This is a genomic window from Mesorhizobium sp. M1D.F.Ca.ET.231.01.1.1 (assembly GCF_003999155.2).
In the GTDB taxonomy this organism is placed as follows: domain Bacteria; phylum Pseudomonadota; class Alphaproteobacteria; order Rhizobiales; family Rhizobiaceae; genus Mesorhizobium.
The window spans coordinates 132,209-148,587 of record NZ_RZOZ02000007.1 but is presented as its reverse complement, the minus strand read 5'-3'; the positions used below and the strand labels follow the sequence as shown (position 1 = coordinate 148,587).

Below are 16,379 nucleotides of genomic sequence, written 5' to 3'. Positions count from 1 at the left end.
CGATGTCCGGCCACCATCAAAACCGCCACAGGCTGATCGACGTCGAGCTCGACGAATCGATCGGACGTTCGACGCCCGATGTCGAGCACGAGCGGGCAGTGGCGATCTTCGACCTGATCGAGGAAAACAGTTTTCGGCCGGTTAACGACGATGGCGCCGGCCCATACCGGCTGAGGCTGTCGCTGGCCGAGCAGCGACTGGTGTTCGCCGTCAGCCGCGAGGATGGCGCCGACGTGGTCACCCACATCCTGTCGCTCACGCCGTTGCGGCGCATCGTCAAGGATTACTACCTGATCTGCGAAAGCTACTACGAGGCCATCCGCTCCTCGACGCCCAGCCATATCGAGGCGATCGACATGGGCCGGCGCGGCCTGCACAATGAAGGCTCGCAGACGCTGATGGACCGGCTCGCCGGCAAGATCGAGATCGACTTCGACACGGCGCGCCGGCTGTTCACGCTGGTCTGCGTGCTGCACTGGCGGGGCTGATCAGGATGACGTTTCGTTGAATCGCCATCCTGATCTAACTGTTTGTTGGAGCATGATCTTCTCCGAAAACCGGTTCCCACTTTTTGCATGCGCTGACCTCCGGTTCGGGATCATGCTTTTTTGTTGGAGCATGATCTTCTCCGAAAACCGGTTCCCACTTTTCGGGATCATGCTCTAGTGCTGGCCGCGTTGCCCCATTCGATCCTGTTTTTGTGCGGTATGAACGCCGTACGCTCGCCGATGGCGGAACAGCTCGCGCGACGGCTATTGCCCGCCACCACTTTCGTCGCCTCGGCAGGCGTGCGCAGCGGCGAGCGCGACCCCTTCGTCGACGCCGTGCTTGCCGAGGAAGGTCTCACCCTCGGTGAGCGGCAGCCTCGGACGCTGGAGGAACTGGAAGACGACTATTTCGACCTGATCGTGACGCTGGCGCCGGAAGCGCACCACGCAGCGCTCGAACTCACCCGGTCGCTCGCCGTCGAGGTCGAGTACTGGCCGATGCCCGATCCGACCGACACCGTCGGCACGCGCGAGCACATCATGGCGGCCTATCGCGATGTGCGCGAGCGGCTGAAAGCACGCATAAGCCGACGATTCTTGCTTCCGGAAGCAAAAAACGCGACGGATTAAGCGTGTTCACAAGCGGACGATTATCATATAGGTTCCGCCGCAAATTCCGGCCGGCGTCGGATGATTTTCGGTCGGTTCGGCCGGAGACCATCCGACTCCGGATCAAAGAAGTAGAGCATCATGCCGTCCGAAAACCGCTTGACACTTTTCGGCATCATGCTCTAGCGCCGGAACCGCAATCCAAGCAAAGGTATCGAATGCCGAAGGAAGAAGTCCTCGAGTTTCCAGGTGTGGTCACGGAACTGCTGCCCAATGCGATGTTCCGCGTGAAGCTCGAAAACGAACACGAGATCATCGCCCACACGGCCGGCCGCATGCGCAAGAACCGCATCCGCGTGCTGACCGGCGACAAGGTCCTGGTCGAGATGACGCCTTACGACCTGACCAAGGGCCGCATCACCTACCGTTTCAAGTAACAGCCCGGCGCGAATCCAGAGCCGGATGGTTTCAGGTCTGTTCGACCTGAAATTTAGATCCAGGCTCCAAATCAAGAGTGGAGCATGATGTCGTCCGAAAACCGCTTCACACTGTTCGGCATCATGTTCACATGAGCAATTTGCAGAAGCTCGTGCTTGCCTCGGGTTCGCCGCGCCGCATCGAGCTGTTGCAGCAGGCCGGCATCGAGCCGGACCGCGTGCTGCCCGCCGATGTCGACGAGACGCCGCTACGCGCCGAGCATCCGCGCTCGCTGGCCAAGCGCCTTTCCAAGGAAAAGGCCGAGAAGGCGCTGGCTTCGCTGAAAAGCGAAGACGACCACGCGCCGGCTTTCATCCTCGCCGCCGATACGGTGGTGGCGGTCGGGCGTCGCATCCTGCCCAAGGCCGAGACGATCGACGACGCCGTCAACTGCCTCGGCCTGCTTTCCGGCCGCTCGCATCGCGTCTATTCCAGCATCTGCCTGATCACCCCGGGCGGCAAGCTCCGGCAGCGGCTGGTGGAGACGCGAGTCCGCTTCAAGCGGCTGCCGCGCGAGGAGATCGACGCGTATGTCGCCTCGGGCGAATGGCGCGGCAAGGCCGGCGGCTACGCCGTGCAGGGGCTCGCCGGCTCCTTCGTCGTCAAGCTGGTCGGCTCCTACACCAACGTGGTCGGCCTGCCGCTCTATGAGAGTGTGGCGCTGCTTTCCGGCGAGGGCTTCAAGGCGCACAAGAACTGGCACGCTTCGCGGCCATGAGCCTGGACGATAAGGTCACGCCGCTCCGACCGAAGCGGCCTTGCCCTGAATGCGGCAAGCCCTCCGCTCGCGAGCACTATCCGTTCTGCTCGGCGCGCTGCAAGGACATCGACCTCAATCGCTGGCTGAAGGGCGCCTATGTCATCCCCGGCCGCGACGATGAGGAAGAAGACGACGAAGCCCCGCAGCAGGGCGCGGCGCCCAAAGACGAAGAGTGAACAGCAAGCGAGGCGGGCACACGGGTGAAGTCGGCACAGCGACGAACCCTTGTTTTCCGGCGATTTTTCTTTCCCAACGAAATCGACACCTAAGCGCTGGACAGGCCGAATTCCCGTGCTATAACCCACGCGCTTTCAGGGGCGCCGTTCGGCGTTCCGGTGAAACCCGGCGGGCGATCCCGTTAGCCGGCACAGGCCCAGATAGCTCAGTTGGTAGAGCAGCGGACTGAAAATCCGCGTGTCGGTGGTTCGAATCCGCCTCTGGGCACCATCGCCTTTTTCGCCTCAACAAAATCAAATAGTTAGAGGCTAAAAGTGTCCAGCCTTTTCACACCACCCTATTTTCTGGACACTTTTGTTCCCGATTCGTCGACCGATTCCTCGTCGGCGAGGAGCTTGACGGCGGTCCTTGCAATCACCTTCTGGCGCGCCGCTTTCGTGTACCGGTTGACCTCTTTTGAGGTCTGGTGGCCGGTCACCGACATGATCTGATGCTCGGTGGCGCCGCGGTCCGCCATGCGGCTTGAGCCCGCCTTGCGAAGCCCGTGCGCGCTGCAGTGGGGCAGCCCTGCTTCATCGCAGCGCTTGCGAAACCAGTTGCCGAAACCGTTGGCGGTGAATGGGTTGTTGAACTCGGTCACCAGGAAGGTGAGATCGCCGCAAGGGCTGCTGTCGATGATGTGCTGCAGCTTGGGATGGATCGGGATCTCAAGCGAGACCGCTTTGCGGCGCTTGTTCTTCTGCTGGGTGAACTTCAGCACGCCGTTGCGGACGTGCTGCTTGCCGAAGAGCACGACGTCGCTACGGCGTTGCAGCGTGTAAAGCAGCAGGCCGAGCGCGAGACGCGCCTTGGTGCCGATCGGATGGCGCTCCTCGAACTGCTCGACCTCCTCGATGGTCCACGAATGGAAGCCATCGCCGGTCGCCTTGAAGTAGGCGATATCGCGCGCGGGGTTTGACTGCGCGTGATCGACGGCGGGTTCCATCGCCCATTTGAAGACCTGGCGGATCGCCTTGACGCGGCCGTTGCCGGCCTCCGGCAAATCGGCTTTGCGATCGCGCAACATGCGCACCACCTTCGCGGTGAACGCAGCGAGCGGCATATCACCGACAAGCTTCGTCGATTTCGGCTTGATCGGCTCCTCCCAGCAATGCTCGAGGATGCCGCGTCGGACATGCTGAGTGGCGGGATCGAGGTGCTTGAACTCTGCCGAGGCGTAATATTGCTCGCAGAGCCAGCGGAACGTGCCTTTGGCAGCCAACTGCGGTCCGCCCTTGGCCTTCGGCTCGATCTCGCCCCTCAGCGCCTTGTAGTAGATCTCGTTGAACTCGTCGGTGCCAGGAACCCCGGGAAGCGGGATCTTCGGCGCTTTACCGCGCCGGAAATAGAAACGGAGGATGCCGTCGGTGCGATCCTCGACGATGTACTTTTGCGCGAATTTCCTGGGCATCAGGTCTCGACGTCCCACTCTCCTCCTCCATCGTCGCTGCCTCCGGGCAGCAAGTCAAATGCGCGCTCGATGGCGCGGCGATCCCAGACGGTCCGACTGTTGATCGCCTTCGGTTTTGGCATGCGGCCGTCCTTGACCATCTCGTCGAATAGCGAAGCGCTGACGCCGATGAAGGCGGAGGCCTCGATGCGGCTGAGGCCGATCGGGACGAGGGTTGGAGGTAGGTCGATCTGGCGTCGTGCCATCACCAGCCATCCAGCCACAACCGGAATTTGCTCTCGATCTCCCGGAAGATCGCGCCGGCGGTGTCGTTGTGGTCGAGCTCGGCGCGGCTCTCGACGCCACAGGCGGAGCGAAGCCATATTGCGACATGGTCGACCGCCGGAGGCTGGAAGTGCACGCCATAGGTCTCAGTGACAAACTTTGGGAATACACGCTCCCCACAGATCATGCCGGCGCGCTGTGCGAGCGCGCCACCCTTCGGCTTGTCGGACGTGTTAATTTTCTCCGCCTCGTTGGAGGGCTCGTCGGCCTCTGAACCCTGGGACTTCTCTTGGAAGGTAGGTTCCAAGGTTGGTTCTGGCGCCGCGCTTCTGAGGCCGGCCGGCTCGATGATGTCGACGACGAGGTCGTCACCATCGACATCGACTATGAAACCCTCGCCGTTTGTGGCTTCCTTGCCGATCAGCTGCTCGATGACGGTCTGCAGCGGGATAGTATAGCGGTGAACGATCTGCGGCTTCATATCCCGGCTGCTCCCTCGATCGCCTGCCGCTTCGCGCGCCGCCAGACGCGCGAGAACACTAGGAGTGCGGTCAGCGTATTGACGCGCTTGACCTTCCGCCTGGCGGCGGCCAACAGTCGGCGCGTCGCCGGCGGAACGGCACGCCAGTGATCGTGGCAAATCCACTCCTCGGCGATGTCGGTCGTGACGGTATCGCCGGCGTCGTAACCGCCTCGATCGACGGTGACGAGATCCGGCAGCGCGCGCTTGGTGCGCCGGCAGTACGGGATCAGGCAGCGAATGCGATCAGCCACGCCCCCCCCTATGACCCAGGATTGCGAGTTGCCAGTGATCCCGAATAGGCTGTCGCCGAGCTCGACGATCTCGCCGGCGGCCTTCAGCCGGTCGGCGATACCATCGGCGATCTGCTCCCACGGATCCTCAAACCACCAGATGCGTTGGCCCTCGACGAGCTGCATGTGGAGCATGTCGCCGGCGACGAGGCGGGAGCGGATGGCGTCGAGCGTCATGCGAGATCACCCCAGCGGATCAGTACGCCGTCGAAGATCTCGACGCCCGGGTGGTTAGCGCTCCAGAAGCCGGCGAGCTCAGCCCAGTCCTTGAAGCCGTCGGCACGCGCGAAGCCGTCGAGATCGCCGTAGATCCCGCGGAAGCCATCTAGCACTACGCTGTGGACTTCGCGCAGGATCAGCGTCACAGGCCAGACGCTTAGGCACTCGGAGCGGCCAATCAGCTGGCAATGCTTGGTGCGCATGCCGGTGTAGAGCTGCAGCTGCTCGCCGGCGCGCGCATGGCGCTTCCGATCGGCGCGAATGGTCTGTCGCTTGGTGCCGGTGCGGATCGGCTCGACGAAGCGAGGTTTGAAGGAATAGGCGACCATCAGTCTTCTCCCGCGAGGAGCAGGAAGCGCCCATCGTAAAACTCGACATCAGGGCGTACCCAGAAGCTGCCGTCTTCAGCCTGGTAGACGACCATCGCATCCATGTCAGACAGCGGTACAGACGTCTGCAGTTTGGCGGCGCCGACGAATCGATAGAGGCTGCGGCGCTTCAGGTGCTGGTGGGTTGGCTGCCATCCATCCACCATCGCGGCTTCGGCGCGGGCGCGAAGTCCTTCGACATAGTTGGCGTGGGCCTGCGTCTCGGCCGGCCCAGGCAACGCATTCTCAGCGCGCTCCGCACGACGCTGCCACTCATCACGCTCGGCCTTAAGATCATTGATGATCTCGCCGCTGTTGGCGGTCTGCATCTGCTCTTCGTTCAGCCGGCGGTCGAGGTCGTCCACGGCATTGAGCAGCGCCTTGACGCCGGCGACGGTGAATGTGGCGCGCTCCTTGCCGGCGTGCTTCTCGACGTGTGCGCGGATGGCTTCGAAGGGGTCGGTCATCTCAATCCCCTCGCCTTCAGCGCGGCCCAAATCGTCGCATGGTTGCGGCCACCGAACAGCCTTCCGATCTCGGAAAGCGTCATCGCGCGGCCGCCGAGACGGCAGTTCACGTAGACGGCCGCGATGGCATCGAACCGCGCCTTGGCGATCCTGGCCGGGCCTCTCGGCCCAACGAGCTGCGCAACGGTCAGGAAGTGCCAGGCGGCGACGCGCTCGATGAGATCGCGCGCCAGCGTTCTCCTCGCCATTGGGATTCCGGGGTAGCGGTCGAAGGGTGGTGGGCGGAAGTGCATCATGCACCGATCTCCTTCAGGGCCTGTTCCTTGGCCTGGTTGAGCTCGGCCATGGCGTCGTGAGAGCCGCCGGGCAGATCCGGGTGGCGTTGCGCGGCCAGCCGACGATATCGGCTTTCGATCACGTCTCGCGTGATCTGGGGGTCATCCAGTGGCTGGAAATCCATGACATCACGCCACGGACGCTTTGCGCCGGGCGGAGGCAGCGCGGCAAAGCCGGTGAACATCTCAGCGACAGAAGAGACGCCGTGCCGCTCGATGGCGCGCGTCGCCTCGATGTGGGCGGCGATGGCCGCGATGTTCTGCGCCGTCTTGGTATACGTGTCGCAGGGCATGCAGTGAGGCTTGCCTTGGAGATGAAAGTAGAGCGCCACACCAGGGTCTGATGGATCGGGCTGGCCGGAGCGCGGCAGTCCGTCGAGTCGCGTTTCGAGGTTCGAGCTGATGATCCGGTTTCGGGCGCCGATCCGGTCAAGTTCGCTCTGCAGCCGGGCGAGCGCTTCGGCGACAGTCAAATGCTGCTGGAAGCCATTTCGGCCAGCGGTCGAGAACTTACCGTTTTTGCGCAGGCCGGGCAGCTTGCGCGGCCGGCCGGAAGGCCAGTGGAGTGGGAAAGCTTGGGCGTCCATCATATCACCATCGTCATCTTGACCGCGCCCCTCGCGAGAAAGGGCGCGATGTCCATAGCAGCGGCCCGCCTCAGACCAGCTCGAAGCGGGCGCCGAGCTTGTCGGTGACAATCGGACCCCTGCCCTTCCGTCCTGCTTCGATGACGGGGACACCGGTGATCTTGATGTCCTTCCCCTTCGGATCCTTGCCGATGATCGTGATCGAGTTGGTGGAACGCTTCGCCGCCCACTCCGTCACCTTCTTGATAGTCGAGGCCATTTTCATGCTCCTTGCTTGCTGCGCCGGCATGGCGCCGGCTTCCCCTCGGCAACACCGAGGATTTCAGGGTCCAGAGTTCGCGATGTTGGTGCAGAAGGCGATGCAGCCCTCATGCTTGCGGAGATCCGTGGCGATCGAGGTGATTGCCAGGCAAACGAAGGCGATCGCCCAAAGCTTGTGCTTGCTGGTCACATCACCACCGTGATTTTCTCGGCGGCACGCGTCAGGCCCGTATAGAGCCATCGCGCGCGATCCGTGCTGAAGTTGCTGGATTCATCGAAGAGGCAGACAGTTTCCCACTGGCTGCCTTGGGCCTTGTGGACGGTCAGCGCGTAGCCATAGTCGAACTGCTGCAGGCCGCTGAGTTCCTTCCAAGGCACCTCATTGCCCTGGCCGAGGAAGAATTCTTGCCGAACGCGGATATCGACCGGGGTCGTCGATTCGAAGTCGAGCGAGGCGACGTGCATGCGAACGCAATGGTCATTGAGGTGGCCCCTCCGGCGCTTCAGCAGCTCGACGACTTTCCACAGCCCGCCGTTGAAGATGCCCTTGTTGCGGTCGTTCTTCAGGCAGACGAGCTGATCATCGGGTTCCGGCATCGGACCGGCGCGGCCGAGGATCTCGCGCATGCGGGTGTTGTAGGAGGTCCTCGTCTTGTTCAGACCGACGAGGACCTGCCCGGCCTTCATGACGTGATCCTGGGTGAGCGCGGCGCGCCGGATCACCTCGCTGGCGCCATAGGTGCCGTAGTCGAGGCGGCCACCCTCTCGGATCGTCGTCGCCATCCTGACGATCGGATTTTCGGCGGCTTGCCGGTGGATCTCGGTCAGCATGACGTCGGGATCGGCGTCGGTGAAGAAGCCGCCACCCTTTACCGGTGGCAGCTGGGCGGGATCGCCAAGAACCAGCACCGGGACGCCGAACGAGAGAATATCCTTGCCGATCTCTTCGTCGACCATTGAACATTCGTCGATCACGAATAGTGCGGCATCGGCGAGCTCGTCGACGTCGCGCAGCACGAACTTCTTGACGCCAGTTTCGTGGTTAAAATCGACCTCGTAGATGGTGGCGTGGATCGTCATGGCTCCGAGGCAGCCGTTCTTCCGCATCACCATCGCGGCCTTGCCGGTGTAGGCCATGTAGAGGACGGCGCCGCGCAGCCCTTCGGCGAAGTGGCGCGCCAGCGTCGTCTTGCCGGTGCCGGCATAGCCGAACACGCGGAAGACCTGCTTCCGGCTCAAACCGCTGCCGTACCAGGCGGCGACGGCGTCAAGCGCGGCGGCTTGCTGCGGTGACCACGCGCGTATCTCGCTCATGGCTGCGCGACCTCGCGCTTCGAACGCTCCCGCTTGAGCTGGTAGCCCATGCCGGCCTCTGAGAGGATCGGGGCACCGGCGGCGCGCAGCTGGCGGATGTAGCGATAGATCGTCCGCTCACTGACCTTGACGGTGGCGGCGAGCTCGGCGCCGGTCGTCACCTGGTAGTCGCCGAGCGCGGCGAGGACCTCGCCGGCCTTGTGGGCGCGGAGGCTCGTCGACATCAGAACGGCTCCTCTTCCTCGACGTCCATGTCGTCCAATGCAGAGATGTCCTCGGCCGCATCACCGTCGTATCTGTGTGGCGGCGCGATATAGCGGGAAGCCGACGCATAGGGCCGGTTGATCCGCATTACGGTGGCCTCATCGGTCAGCGTGTAGCTGAAGAGCGAAGCGCCGCCGTACCAGTGCGTCGTCCAGCCGGTGACCGACGGCGAGGTTTGCGATCCACCGCCAGCTTCTGCGGAAAGGTCGATGCCGGCGATCACCACCGTCGGCACGTCGATACGGAGCATCTTGGCGCCGAAGCGCTCCTCCTCTCGCGCCCTGCCGGCGTGCTTGCGGTGGCCGAAAATCTCCACGATCGCCCATTCGAAGTCGACTTCCGCCGGCGCGGCGGCTTCTTCAGTTTCCGGCATTTTTCCTGCTCCATTGCGTGTAGGCGACCATCGCGGCGCCGAGGGCGTCGTCGATGGTGTCACCGGTGAATCGGATGCCCTGCCAGTCCGTCCAATCACCGCAGCAGATCACCGCGTTGTTGGGCTGGCCGTTGAAGTCGGGGTTGTCGCAGAGGATCTCGACCGAGCTGCCTTCATCGGCGCGGAGGTCCTGGATCATCTTCCAGTTTCGGCCGTCCTGCAGGTATCGGTTGTTCGCCTCGAGCAACTCGCGGACGCGAGCGTTGTGGCGTTGGATCCGATCCTCCATGTCGTTTAGGAGATCGACGGCGGTCTGGGGCGCGAAGACGACGCGGTTGATTGTCCAATCCCCGGCCATCAGAACCCCCGCTCCATTTCCTTACGCCAGGCGTCGGGATCGGGTTCCGCTTCGCGTGCTGGCGGCTGCTGCGCCTGCAGCCGAGGCTCCGACGTCCGCTTCACCCATTCCAGGCGTGCGGTGTGGACGACGTCCTCCTTGTCGGGGTCGTTCTTCATGTCCGACTTGTTCACGATCCAATCGATGTAGTCGGTCGGCAGTTCGGAGAACGGGGTGCCGGCGTGCTTGCCGAAGGTCATCTTCAGCAGGCGGAGGGGATTTGCCGAGATATCGACCATCGTCTCGACGGCGAGCACGCGCAGCAGATCGAGCAGGATGTGCGCCGTCGTCCAGCTATCGGGGCCGGCGCGGTGCACCGGCTCCATCTGCTTGGCGCCGCCACCCAAGCCGAGCGCGTACCAGATCGCGCCGTTCTTGTGGCTTTCGAGGTTCGGGTAGACATCCTTGGCGCACTTGAATGTGCAGATTCCGGGTTTCGCGCTTTTCAGCAGTGGGCCGTCATAGGCGAGGTTGTGGCAGGCGATGAAGTCGGCGCCGGCAGCGACAAGGCCGCGCGCCTCGTCGGGCGCCATACCATCGGCGACGTCCTCGTCGAAGAGGTGATGCGCCGATTTGGCACCGGCGGTGATCGGCATCCCGGGGTTGACAAGGCGAGCATGCGGGCCGCTCTCGATCGCCCAGCCCGTCGGGAAAAGGCGGACATCGGTCCAGCCGATCTCGACGAGCTCTTTCGGGTCGGTCAGCCCCGTCGTCTCGGTGTCGGTGACCCGAATGAGGGTGAAGGGCTCAGCCATGGCGCGATCCCCTGCGGCTGCGCTGGCGCCATGCGCCGTGAGGATAGGCACGGCAAAGATAGGACCGGATGCTCGACTTCGGCACCGCACCGCGCAACGCGGCGAAGATACCGTCGACATCGGGATGGCGCGCATAGGCGTCCAGCACCAGTTCGCGCTGCGTCATGATGCGGGCGAGGCCGAGCCGGCTGACGTTGTCGTCGTCGAGCACCTCGGGCAAGCCGGCGCCGCGAAGCATCTCGCGAACCTCGGCATCCGTGAACCGGGAGAACGGGCTACCCATCGCGCCGCTCCCCGCGGAAGCCGCCGCAAGTGTTGACGGCAAGGACGATCCATCGAGCTATCAGCTCGACCTGTTCGTCGGGGCGATCGTTGTTCACATCGATCGTGATGACATCGCGGCCATCGGCGTCGTAGATGACGCCGAGCTCGGCTCCGACATCGAGCGGCAACCTCACACCGCAGCCGGCGAGCTCCTCAACGAAAGCTCCCGTCGTCGCTGGGTTCTCGACGAGCAAATCGCTCATAGAGCGGCGACCTTCTTCCCGACGTAGGAGATGGCGTCGCCGACGGTGAGGATCGACAGCATCTCGTCATCCGGAATCTCGATCCCGAATTCCTCTTCGAACGCCATGACGAGTTCGACCTGGTCGAGACTGTCGGCGCCGAGGTCGTCGATGAAGCCAGCCGTGTCGGTCACCTTCTCGGCGTCAACGCCGAGGTAATCGACGACGATCTTCGTGATGCGGTCTCTCAGTCCGTCTCGGCTGGCCGGAGCGTCCGTCGGCTTTGCTATCGGTTCCACCGGATACGTTCCGCCGGTTTGCGCCCGCCACCACGCACGGAAGGTATCCGTGTCAGGCGGCTCACTCATGACCATCAGGAGGCTTGGCGCGAGAGGACCACGGAAATGCAGCAGTTCGAGATAGAGGTCGGCGCCCTCGGCGATTGCCTTTCGTTGCGCGTCGGTGGGAGACAAGCGCGCGATAGCGCTGTCCCCCTGCCTGCCCGGCAAGGTGCGCAGCGGACGATACTGCGGCTGGTTTTTGGCGTAGACCGTTTCGAACTTCTCGAGCCCGACAACTACCGGCCCGTCATGCGGATCAATGAAGTCAAACATTGGCGATCTCTCTTGTTGGTGCCGAGGCTTAGGCCGCCGGCGATTCTGCAGGTTCGGCGGCCGCGCTGACCGGTTCCGGCGCCACCACTTGGGCGGCGAAGCCGACGACGGCCGTCGCCAGCGCGCGAAGGGAATGGCTGTCCGTGACGGTGCCCGGATGATTCTCGATCACTGCGCGGGCGATCTCGGTGGCGCCGGCGAAACTCAGCGGCGTCACCAGGACGAGGCCTCGCACGTCGACGAGAACGACATCGCCGACATTGAAGGCGCGATCGACAGGCCCGGTCTTCGACGGCGCCTTCATGACGCCCGGTTTCGTCACCGTGGCGACCTTGCTGCCGTTGGCGAAGAGGGCGACGTCGTGGGCGTGGATCTCGATAGTCATTCGGCCACCTCCCGTGGCACCAGCCGCCCGACGATCTTCCGATCCGTCGAAATCGGGATCGGTGTCACACCGTCTTTCGCGCCGGTCAGGATGGCGCCGGCGGCTTCAAAGGCGGTGATGGTGATGCGGACCTGGCGGAGCTGTTCCGTTAGGCCGACGATCTTCTGCTCGATCTCTGCCTCTTCCGCCGAGAAGCGGTCGAGCATGTTCGCGACGGAGCGCGAGCTGTGATCGAGGAGCGAACCTGGCGCGATCTCTTCCTCGGCGAGCTCGATGTTGGGCTCAGGTTTGCGCAAGCGAAACAGGATCATTGGCCGTCCTCCTCGATCGAGCCAGGCTCCGGCGCATCCTTGTCGGCTTCATCACGGAAGCCGGCGATCCAGGCGTCACGCTCCGCCTCGCGGCCGGACTGCTTGAAGTCGACCGGGACCGCGCGTTCCGACATGTTCTTGCGATACGCGGCGCGGCCGAGGCGCGTCGCCACTGCGATGGGATCGCCGTCGTCCGGCTGGGCTGAGGTTCGGGGGGACTTTCCGGACGACGGCGATTGCTCGGCAGCAGATGCCCCCTGCTTGCCGGGCTTATCGGATGCCGCTGGAGTGCCGGCATCCGATTTCGTTTCCGCCGGCTTCTTCTGCTCGGCGGCTTTCTCGTTATTGGCGGCGGCCTTCTTCTTGTCCTTTTCGGCCGGCTGCTGATCGCCGACGACCTCCCCGGTTTCCGGGTCGATGTCGGTGAAATCCTCGGCCTGATCGGAGACGTCGGCCGGCATCTCCTGGTTGGCGAGAGCGTCGAGCCGGCCGGCGAGTGAGCGAGGCTTATCCTTTGCGGCCTCCTCCTGAGCGCCCTTCATGTCGTAGAGCTCGTCGTCGCGCCGGATAAGGTCATCCAAGTCGGTCGACATCGGCAGAACCTTCGAATGCCGGCGCGCCACCGTCTTCCGCGCCATCTCGCCCTCGTCGGTCTCCCAAGGCGTCGTCTTGATGTAGCCAGCCTTGAAGGCCTTCCACGCGTCGGAACGATCGCGTATCGCGCGGATCTCGCTGATCGACATCACCTCGTAGCTCTTCGTGCCATCCTTCAGGACGGCGACGGAATAGGCGCCAGTGATGTCGCCGCGCTCCGTTTTCAGGTTGTAGGTGTGGTTGATTTGCGGGGCGTCGCCGAGCTGAAACTCGAAGAAGTCGTTGGCGTGGACGCAATGGGCATCCCAGGTGGAGATCTCGCCGCTGTTGCGCGCCTTCTTCCGAATGCCGGCAATCATCGGCTGCCAGGTGATCGAGGTGTTGCCCTTCTTGACGCTGCCGCGAAGCACCAGGGCGCCTTCACGGCCGTCGGGCAGCAAGCCGTCTTGTGCCGCTTTCATCGCGGCGTTGAAGAGATCCTTGCGCGGCGCCGACAGCAGCTCCGGCTTGTTCTGGATAGCGGTCATCACGACACGCGCGAACCGTTCCACCGGGATGTGGGCTGGCAGCGCGGCCTTAAATTGATCGTTCATGTTGGCGAACTGAGATCGAACGACGTCGATCTCTCGTGGTCCGCGTTCAGCAACCTGATTCATCAGATATCGTCTCCTGCTTCGGCGTCGCGGCTCAGCCGCGGAATGAAGTCTTGCTGTCCTGGAAGATTTCGACGCCGGGCAGCGGCGCCGTGTTCTTGTTGGCGCGGACGTAGGCCCTGACGAACTTGTCGATGTCGTCGATCGACATGTACGGGCGCAGCTTCTCTAACGGGATCTTGGACGGTTCCACGATCCGGTGCGTCCAGCGCGCCGTCGCCGAGACGGTTCCGACTTCCGTGCGCGTCGGGCCGCTGCCGGCGGTCACCGCCTCATTGACGAGAACTTGGGCGCGATGTTCGGCGTCGACGGCTTCCTGCATGAGGACGTCACCAAGGACGCTGTGACCGCTGCTCGCGGCCTCATCCAGCTTGCGTTTCGCCTCCTCGTGGGCGCGCTGCGCCTCAGCTGCAGCTGCCGCCCTCGCCTCTTCGCGCTTTCTCGCGTCGTAGCGGCCGACGATGGTCTCGAAGGCGGATTGCACGTTCTCCGGACGGACGATGATGGTGTCGAAGAAGCGGTTGGTTTCCGCGACCTCATCGCGCAATGGCTTAGTCGTCGTCTTCCGCGTCTCGTCCAGCTTCTTCGCGAGCTTCCGCGCCTCGATGCCAAGCGAGATGAAGGTGTCGCGCTCATTGTCGTTCGCGATCGCACCGTCGATGAGGGCATTCTTTGCCGCGGTGGCACGCTTCGCGAGATCTTCGACCTCGTCGAGCTCCGGCTTGAAACGGTCGCGAAGGATGTCGCCTGTCGTCGCCAGGTTATGGCCGGGACCGGCGATGGATGGCGCGTTAGAAACTTCCATTGAGATCTCTCCTTGGTTTGACGCGAAGGACGCGTGATTGGGAGCCGTTGCGGTAGGAGGAGGTCCTCGCGGAGATCTCCCAGTTGATGGTTTCGCCGATCTCGGCATTTCCGAGCGCGCGGATGAGCTGAGCCCGCATCGCGTCGGCGCGAGCCTTCTGATCGGCCTCGATCGCCCTTGCGAGGCGATATTCGTGCACCAGGTCGTCGAGGACGATATCGCCCGTGAGGTCGCGTCGCTCCGGCGTGCTGCTGCGATAGACGTCCATGACGACCTCGCCGTCACGTTGCCAGTCCGGATCGGGCTCCTCGCCGCTTTCCACCATCGCCCAGAATTCGCCGACCTTGGCGACGAGGCGATTCCAGAGCCTGAAGTGGATCGGGATATCGATGATGTGCAGTTGGAAGGTGCCGCGCCAGGTGATGACGACAAGCGCCACGCAGGCCCAGGCGCAGCCGGTGAGCCGCGCCTCGGTGATCGCTTGGACAGCGATCCACATCGGAGGCACCACCTCGCCGGTGTCGGGGTCCAACCAGTATTGCTTGAAGGCCTCCTCAGACGCGCTCTTTACCTGGCAGTTCCCGGTACCAGCGCGATCGGCGCGCACGATGAAGGCATCCGGTGTGGCACCAATGCGCCGCTCAGGATCGCGATAGTAGGCTCGATCGTTTTCATAGATCACCGTCCATTCCGGGAACCGCTTCCGGATCATGGCGACGACAACGGGCTCCATGAGGTTGCCGCGCTCCATGGCCTCGGTCTCTTCCTCATCCGGCGACAGACGGCCGGTCTTTTCCATGAAAAGGCCGTAGGGTGTGACGTAGGGGTGAATCGACAGCAGCGCCGCGGCGACCGAGGCGGTCACATCTTTCGACCTGGCGGCCAACCAGGCGGCGCGATCGGCGGGGCGGATGATCTTGATCGTCACGGCCGCGCCTCCGTCGTCGTAGCCGGCTGCCGGTATTCGAGGCTGACCTCGAAGGTTTTGACGAGTTCATCGATCTGCCGGTCTCGGTTGAAGCCGAGACGCCTCGCCCAGTTCAGGACGGTGAAAGCGTCCTCTGCGAGCGTGCGCAGCTGCTGGTCGGTCAGCCTCATGGCAGGATCCTCCAGATCAGCCCGCCGGCGATGAGCACCGTCGAGACGAAGAAGAAGACCAGCCATGCGCCTGGCCGCGGATTTGGGATGCCGTCGTCCTGATCGCTGACGAAGTCGAGAACGGCGATACCGGGAATGTCGAGTTCGCGATCGAGCGCGTAGTCGAGGGGCGGTGTCGGTTCAACCGTCTGCCTGGCGGCTCCGCGCCGGCGCTCCATCTCCTCGACATACCGGGCCGACGAGATCACGCCGGCATCAGCCCAGGCGCGCAGGATGCCTTCTGGGGCGTCTTCGATCGACATCAGAAGCTCTCCTCGATGCGGGCGATCTGGGCCTTGATGTCGTCACGACGCCGGCGGCAGCGTTCTGTCTCGGCGACACGCCGCGCCTGGTTGTCGATCATGTCGGCACAGGCGAGCTCGGTTTCCGCGTGGTCGAGCGCGCGGCGGAGATCGTCGAGAGTTGGGGCGATGGATGGAGCATCGATGGTTGGGAGGTTGCTCACCTCGGCACCTCCAGAGCGAGCGGTGCCAGCGCAACGATGCAGATCAACGCGGCGGTGAAGCGCGGATGCTCCGCCAGCCAGTTCACCACGCGGTCGAACGCAGTCTCGATGGGCTCAACGCTTTCGAGCGCGGCGACATAGGCGCAGCGCCGGCGCTGCTCATGGAGGGTCTCTGGGTGCCTTGGCATCAGAGGATCCCCGCGATCAGGACGCCGACGCCGATCAGGGCGATGAGCGCGATGACGGCGATACGCTGCCGGCGCGCCTGCTCAGCTACGATCTCGGCGCGAAGCCGATCGATTTCGGGGAAGGAATGGACGTTGGTGGGCATGTGGATTGCTCCTATGCCCCGAACCATTAGCACGCGATGCTAACGGCATGCAACAGGAAACTTAGCATTCGATGCTAATGATTGTTGGCGGGCAAACCTACCTCGCGCGCGCAAACGCTAATCCCGATTCGTATGGCTCAGCATCAAGGTTGGCGTTCAGCCAACCTTCTGATGTAGCGGGACACATCAACGTTGCAGG

33 protein-coding genes and 1 tRNA gene are annotated in these 16,379 nt (G+C 63.5%); 6 read left to right on the top strand and 28 right to left on the bottom strand.

What is annotated here, in order from left to right:
- Positions 1-2 precede the first annotated feature (2 nt).
- The 6 genes from EN874_RS19850 (at position 3) to EN874_RS19825 (ending at position 2,781) form a co-directional block, all read left to right on the top strand.
- Positions 3-488 (top strand): UPF0262 family protein, encoded by a 486-nt coding sequence (locus EN874_RS19850; protein WP_126085857.1) that lies wholly within the window; start codon positions 3-5, stop codon positions 486-488.
- A 177-nt stretch (positions 489-665) separates the two neighbouring features.
- Positions 666-1,118, top strand: a complete 453-nt coding sequence (locus tag EN874_RS19845) for a low molecular weight phosphatase family protein (RefSeq protein ID WP_281058982.1) — start codon at positions 666-668, stop codon at positions 1,116-1,118.
- Between the two features lie 197 nt (positions 1,119-1,315).
- Entirely contained in the window at positions 1,316-1,534 is a 219-nt protein-coding gene (gene infA, locus EN874_RS19840; RefSeq protein ID WP_006200926.1) for a translation initiation factor IF-1, read from the top strand.
- A 131-nt stretch (positions 1,535-1,665) separates the two neighbouring features.
- A complete protein-coding gene (locus EN874_RS19835; RefSeq protein ID WP_127426597.1) occupies positions 1,666-2,292 on the top strand; it encodes a Maf-like protein in 627 nt (208 codons plus the stop codon).
- Positions 2,289-2,510 carry a DNA gyrase inhibitor YacG gene (gene yacG / locus EN874_RS19830; protein ID WP_127426598.1) on the top strand — a complete coding sequence of 74 codons (222 nt, stop codon included), beginning with the start codon at positions 2,289-2,291 and terminating at the stop codon, positions 2,508-2,510. Before EN874_RS19835 ends, yacG begins: the two co-directional genes overlap by 4 nt.
- A 195-nt stretch (positions 2,511-2,705) precedes the next feature.
- Positions 2,706-2,781: transfer RNA gene (locus EN874_RS19825), tRNA-Phe, on the top strand.
- Positions 2,782-2,848: 67 nt separating this feature from the next.
- Here the strand turns inward: EN874_RS19825 and EN874_RS19820 are convergent.
- The 28 genes from EN874_RS19820 to EN874_RS33750 all read right to left on the bottom strand — a co-directional run bounded on the left by EN874_RS19820 (position 2,849) and on the right by EN874_RS33750 (position 16,180).
- Positions 2,849-3,961, bottom strand: coding sequence for a tyrosine-type recombinase/integrase (locus EN874_RS19820; RefSeq protein WP_127426599.1), 1,113 nt, complete (start codon positions 3,959-3,961; stop codon positions 2,849-2,851).
- The gene (locus tag EN874_RS19815) at positions 3,961-4,206 is read right to left on the bottom strand and encodes a hypothetical protein (RefSeq protein ID WP_127426600.1); all 246 of its coding nucleotides are present in this window, start codon (positions 4,204-4,206) and stop codon (positions 3,961-3,963) included. The genes EN874_RS19820 and EN874_RS19815 overlap by 1 nt, the downstream gene beginning before the upstream one ends.
- A complete protein-coding gene (locus EN874_RS19810) occupies positions 4,206-4,706 on the bottom strand; it encodes a hypothetical protein (protein WP_127426601.1) in 501 nt (166 codons plus the stop codon). Before EN874_RS19810 ends, EN874_RS19815 begins: the two co-directional genes overlap by 1 nt.
- Positions 4,703-5,215, bottom strand: coding sequence for a hypothetical protein (locus tag EN874_RS19805; RefSeq protein WP_127426602.1), 513 nt, complete (start codon positions 5,213-5,215; stop codon positions 4,703-4,705). Before EN874_RS19805 ends, EN874_RS19810 begins: the two co-directional genes overlap by 4 nt.
- Entirely contained in the window at positions 5,212-5,586 is a 375-nt protein-coding gene (locus EN874_RS19800; protein WP_127426603.1) for a hypothetical protein, read from the bottom strand. Before EN874_RS19800 ends, EN874_RS19805 begins: the two co-directional genes overlap by 4 nt.
- On the bottom strand, positions 5,586-6,092 hold the full coding sequence (locus EN874_RS19795; RefSeq protein ID WP_127426604.1) for a hypothetical protein: 507 nt from the start codon (positions 6,090-6,092) through the stop codon (positions 5,586-5,588). Before EN874_RS19795 ends, EN874_RS19800 begins: the two co-directional genes overlap by 1 nt.
- Positions 6,089-6,388: a hypothetical protein gene (locus EN874_RS19790; protein ID WP_127426605.1), complete on the bottom strand. Its 300-nt coding sequence runs from the start codon at positions 6,386-6,388 to the stop codon at positions 6,089-6,091. The genes EN874_RS19795 and EN874_RS19790 overlap by 4 nt, the downstream gene beginning before the upstream one ends.
- The gene (locus EN874_RS19785) at positions 6,385-7,017 is read right to left on the bottom strand and encodes a J domain-containing protein (protein ID WP_245513797.1); all 633 of its coding nucleotides are present in this window, start codon (positions 7,015-7,017) and stop codon (positions 6,385-6,387) included. The genes EN874_RS19790 and EN874_RS19785 overlap by 4 nt, the downstream gene beginning before the upstream one ends.
- Positions 7,018-7,084: 67 nt before the next feature.
- Positions 7,085-7,273 (bottom strand): hypothetical protein, encoded by a 189-nt coding sequence (locus tag EN874_RS19780; protein ID WP_127426606.1) that lies wholly within the window; start codon positions 7,271-7,273, stop codon positions 7,085-7,087.
- A 63-nt stretch (positions 7,274-7,336) separates the two neighbouring features.
- Entirely contained in the window at positions 7,337-7,465 is a 129-nt protein-coding gene (locus EN874_RS34850) for a hypothetical protein (RefSeq protein ID WP_281061446.1), read from the bottom strand.
- Entirely contained in the window at positions 7,462-8,589 is a 1,128-nt protein-coding gene (locus EN874_RS19775; RefSeq protein WP_127426607.1) for an AAA family ATPase, read from the bottom strand. The genes EN874_RS34850 and EN874_RS19775 overlap by 4 nt, the downstream gene beginning before the upstream one ends.
- Complete coding sequence (locus tag EN874_RS19770) at positions 8,586-8,813, bottom strand: helix-turn-helix domain-containing protein (RefSeq protein ID WP_127426608.1); 228 nt, start codon at positions 8,811-8,813, stop codon at positions 8,586-8,588. Before EN874_RS19770 ends, EN874_RS19775 begins: the two co-directional genes overlap by 4 nt.
- A complete protein-coding gene (locus tag EN874_RS19765) occupies positions 8,813-9,226 on the bottom strand; it encodes a hypothetical protein (RefSeq protein ID WP_127426609.1) in 414 nt (137 codons plus the stop codon). Before EN874_RS19765 ends, EN874_RS19770 begins: the two co-directional genes overlap by 1 nt.
- Positions 9,213-9,584: a hypothetical protein gene (locus tag EN874_RS19760; RefSeq protein WP_127426610.1), complete on the bottom strand. Its 372-nt coding sequence runs from the start codon at positions 9,582-9,584 to the stop codon at positions 9,213-9,215. The genes EN874_RS19765 and EN874_RS19760 overlap by 14 nt, the downstream gene beginning before the upstream one ends.
- A complete protein-coding gene (locus EN874_RS19755; RefSeq protein WP_127426611.1) occupies positions 9,584-10,378 on the bottom strand; it encodes a 3'-5' exonuclease in 795 nt (264 codons plus the stop codon). Before EN874_RS19755 ends, EN874_RS19760 begins: the two co-directional genes overlap by 1 nt.
- Positions 10,371-10,661, bottom strand: coding sequence for a hypothetical protein (locus EN874_RS19750; protein ID WP_127426612.1), 291 nt, complete (start codon positions 10,659-10,661; stop codon positions 10,371-10,373). The genes EN874_RS19755 and EN874_RS19750 overlap by 8 nt, the downstream gene beginning before the upstream one ends.
- Positions 10,654-10,905: a hypothetical protein gene (locus EN874_RS19745; RefSeq protein WP_127426613.1), complete on the bottom strand. Its 252-nt coding sequence runs from the start codon at positions 10,903-10,905 to the stop codon at positions 10,654-10,656. The genes EN874_RS19750 and EN874_RS19745 overlap by 8 nt, the downstream gene beginning before the upstream one ends.
- Positions 10,902-11,135 carry an acyl carrier protein gene (locus EN874_RS19740; protein WP_245513806.1) on the bottom strand — a complete coding sequence of 78 codons (234 nt, stop codon included), beginning with the start codon at positions 11,133-11,135 and terminating at the stop codon, positions 10,902-10,904. The genes EN874_RS19745 and EN874_RS19740 overlap by 4 nt, the downstream gene beginning before the upstream one ends.
- A 391-nt stretch (positions 11,136-11,526) precedes the next feature.
- On the bottom strand, positions 11,527-11,883 hold the full coding sequence (locus EN874_RS19735) for a hypothetical protein (protein ID WP_127426614.1): 357 nt from the start codon (positions 11,881-11,883) through the stop codon (positions 11,527-11,529).
- On the bottom strand, positions 11,880-12,194 hold the full coding sequence (locus EN874_RS19730) for a hypothetical protein (protein ID WP_127426615.1): 315 nt from the start codon (positions 12,192-12,194) through the stop codon (positions 11,880-11,882). The genes EN874_RS19735 and EN874_RS19730 overlap by 4 nt, the downstream gene beginning before the upstream one ends.
- Positions 12,191-13,444, bottom strand: a complete 1,254-nt coding sequence (locus EN874_RS19725) for a recombinase RecT (RefSeq protein ID WP_127426616.1) — start codon at positions 13,442-13,444, stop codon at positions 12,191-12,193. Before EN874_RS19725 ends, EN874_RS19730 begins: the two co-directional genes overlap by 4 nt.
- A 31-nt stretch (positions 13,445-13,475) precedes the next feature.
- Positions 13,476-14,246: a hypothetical protein gene (locus tag EN874_RS19720; RefSeq protein WP_127426617.1), complete on the bottom strand. Its 771-nt coding sequence runs from the start codon at positions 14,244-14,246 to the stop codon at positions 13,476-13,478.
- Complete coding sequence (locus tag EN874_RS19715) at positions 14,233-15,174, bottom strand: YqaJ viral recombinase family protein (RefSeq protein ID WP_168247681.1); 942 nt, start codon at positions 15,172-15,174, stop codon at positions 14,233-14,235. Before EN874_RS19715 ends, EN874_RS19720 begins: the two co-directional genes overlap by 14 nt.
- On the bottom strand, positions 15,171-15,344 hold the full coding sequence (locus EN874_RS33755) for a hypothetical protein (protein ID WP_168247682.1): 174 nt from the start codon (positions 15,342-15,344) through the stop codon (positions 15,171-15,173). Before EN874_RS33755 ends, EN874_RS19715 begins: the two co-directional genes overlap by 4 nt.
- Complete coding sequence (locus tag EN874_RS19710) at positions 15,341-15,646, bottom strand: hypothetical protein (protein ID WP_127426619.1); 306 nt, start codon at positions 15,644-15,646, stop codon at positions 15,341-15,343. The genes EN874_RS33755 and EN874_RS19710 overlap by 4 nt, the downstream gene beginning before the upstream one ends.
- On the bottom strand, positions 15,646-15,849 hold the full coding sequence (locus EN874_RS19705; RefSeq protein WP_127426620.1) for a hypothetical protein: 204 nt from the start codon (positions 15,847-15,849) through the stop codon (positions 15,646-15,648). Before EN874_RS19705 ends, EN874_RS19710 begins: the two co-directional genes overlap by 1 nt.
- Entirely contained in the window at positions 15,846-16,037 is a 192-nt protein-coding gene (locus EN874_RS19700; RefSeq protein WP_127426621.1) for a hypothetical protein, read from the bottom strand. The genes EN874_RS19705 and EN874_RS19700 overlap by 4 nt, the downstream gene beginning before the upstream one ends.
- A complete protein-coding gene (locus EN874_RS33750) occupies positions 16,037-16,180 on the bottom strand; it encodes a hypothetical protein (protein ID WP_168247683.1) in 144 nt (47 codons plus the stop codon). The genes EN874_RS19700 and EN874_RS33750 overlap by 1 nt, the downstream gene beginning before the upstream one ends.
- Positions 16,181-16,379 lie beyond the last annotated feature (199 nt).

Coding starts and splice junctions, on each gene's coding strand:
- EN874_RS19790 (WP_127426605.1), bottom strand. CDS start 6,388: ATGATGCACTTCCGCCCACCACCCTTCGACCGCTACCCCGGAATCCCA.
- EN874_RS33750 (WP_168247683.1), bottom strand. CDS start 16,180: ATGCCCACCAACGTCCATTCCTTCCCCGAAATCGATCGGCTTCGCGCC.
- EN874_RS19850 (WP_126085857.1), top strand. CDS start 3: ATGTCCGGCCACCATCAAAACCGCCACAGGCTGATCGACGTCGAGCTC.
- EN874_RS19775 (WP_127426607.1), bottom strand. CDS start 8,589: ATGAGCGAGATACGCGCGTGGTCACCGCAGCAAGCCGCCGCGCTTGAC.
- infA (WP_006200926.1), top strand. CDS start 1,316: ATGCCGAAGGAAGAAGTCCTCGAGTTTCCAGGTGTGGTCACGGAACTG.
- EN874_RS19750 (WP_127426612.1), bottom strand. CDS start 10,661: ATGGGTAGCCCGTTCTCCCGGTTCACGGATGCCGAGGTTCGCGAGATG.
- EN874_RS19720 (WP_127426617.1), bottom strand. CDS start 14,246: ATGGAAGTTTCTAACGCGCCATCCATCGCCGGTCCCGGCCATAACCTG.
- EN874_RS19770 (WP_127426608.1), bottom strand. CDS start 8,813: ATGTCGACGAGCCTCCGCGCCCACAAGGCCGGCGAGGTCCTCGCCGCG.
- yacG (WP_127426598.1), top strand. CDS start 2,289: ATGAGCCTGGACGATAAGGTCACGCCGCTCCGACCGAAGCGGCCTTGC.
- EN874_RS19725 (WP_127426616.1), bottom strand. CDS start 13,444: ATGAATCAGGTTGCTGAACGCGGACCACGAGAGATCGACGTCGTTCGA.
- EN874_RS19800 (WP_127426603.1), bottom strand. CDS start 5,586: ATGGTCGCCTATTCCTTCAAACCTCGCTTCGTCGAGCCGATCCGCACC.
- EN874_RS19810 (WP_127426601.1), bottom strand. CDS start 4,706: ATGAAGCCGCAGATCGTTCACCGCTATACTATCCCGCTGCAGACCGTC.
- EN874_RS19755 (WP_127426611.1), bottom strand. CDS start 10,378: ATGGCTGAGCCCTTCACCCTCATTCGGGTCACCGACACCGAGACGACG.
- EN874_RS19835 (WP_127426597.1), top strand. CDS start 1,666: ATGAGCAATTTGCAGAAGCTCGTGCTTGCCTCGGGTTCGCCGCGCCGC.
- EN874_RS19710 (WP_127426619.1), bottom strand. CDS start 15,646: ATGTCGATCGAAGACGCCCCAGAAGGCATCCTGCGCGCCTGGGCTGAT.
- EN874_RS19820 (WP_127426599.1), bottom strand. CDS start 3,961: ATGCCCAGGAAATTCGCGCAAAAGTACATCGTCGAGGATCGCACCGAC.
- EN874_RS19700 (WP_127426621.1), bottom strand. CDS start 16,037: ATGCCAAGGCACCCAGAGACCCTCCATGAGCAGCGCCGGCGCTGCGCC.
- EN874_RS19795 (WP_127426604.1), bottom strand. CDS start 6,092: ATGACCGACCCCTTCGAAGCCATCCGCGCACACGTCGAGAAGCACGCC.
- EN874_RS19805 (WP_127426602.1), bottom strand. CDS start 5,215: ATGACGCTCGACGCCATCCGCTCCCGCCTCGTCGCCGGCGACATGCTC.
- EN874_RS19735 (WP_127426614.1), bottom strand. CDS start 11,883: ATGACTATCGAGATCCACGCCCACGACGTCGCCCTCTTCGCCAACGGC.
- EN874_RS19815 (WP_127426600.1), bottom strand. CDS start 4,206: ATGGCACGACGCCAGATCGACCTACCTCCAACCCTCGTCCCGATCGGC.
- EN874_RS33755 (WP_168247682.1), bottom strand. CDS start 15,344: ATGAGGCTGACCGACCAGCAGCTGCGCACGCTCGCAGAGGACGCTTTC.
- EN874_RS19745 (WP_127426613.1), bottom strand. CDS start 10,905: ATGAGCGATTTGCTCGTCGAGAACCCAGCGACGACGGGAGCTTTCGTT.
- EN874_RS19780 (WP_127426606.1), bottom strand. CDS start 7,273: ATGGCCTCGACTATCAAGAAGGTGACGGAGTGGGCGGCGAAGCGTTCC.
- EN874_RS19760 (WP_127426610.1), bottom strand. CDS start 9,584: ATGGCCGGGGATTGGACAATCAACCGCGTCGTCTTCGCGCCCCAGACC.
- EN874_RS19765 (WP_127426609.1), bottom strand. CDS start 9,226: ATGCCGGAAACTGAAGAAGCCGCCGCGCCGGCGGAAGTCGACTTCGAA.
- EN874_RS19785 (WP_245513797.1), bottom strand. CDS start 7,017: ATGATGGACGCCCAAGCTTTCCCACTCCACTGGCCTTCCGGCCGGCCG.
- EN874_RS19730 (WP_127426615.1), bottom strand. CDS start 12,194: ATGATCCTGTTTCGCTTGCGCAAACCTGAGCCCAACATCGAGCTCGCC.